The organism is Allobosea sp. 05T433, assembly GCF_056396065.1.
In genome coordinates, this window is record NZ_JBFTKS010000127.1 from 1 (window position 1) to 456 (window position 456).

1 protein-coding gene is annotated in these 456 nt (G+C 73.0%); it reads left to right on the top strand.

Translation table 11 applies throughout. The annotated features are described in order from the left end of the window. A partial coding sequence (locus tag AC1DGP_RS35330; RefSeq protein WP_476833309.1) for a helix-turn-helix domain-containing protein occupies positions 1–456 on the top strand: 456 nt, incomplete at both ends.

Below are 456 nucleotides of genomic sequence, written 5' to 3' on the forward strand. Positions count from 1 at the left end.
GCGTGATCGCCAGGGCGGCCGGCGTCAGCCTCAAGACCGTCCATAAATGGATCGCCCGTTTCGCCGCCGAGGGCATGGCCGGGCTGGCGGACCGCTCGTCGCGTCCGCGCCGGCTGCATCGCCCGACGCCGGCAGGCCAGGTCGAGCAGATCATCGCGCTGCGGCGCCAGCGGCTGAGCGGCAAGGCCATCGCCAAGCAGGCTAAGGTCTCGCCGGCCACGGTGAGCCGGATCCTGCGGCGGGCGCGGCTGAGCCGGATGCGCGACCTCGACCCGGCCGAGCCGGCGCGCCGCTACGAGCGCGCTCGCCCCGGCGAACTGATCCATCTCGACATCAAGAAGCTCAACCGGTTCAGGGAGCCGGGGCATCGCGTCACCGGGGATCGCAGCGCCGGCCGCAGCGTCGGGGCGGGCTGGGAGTTCGCCCATGTCTGCATCGACGATGCCTCCCGGCTCG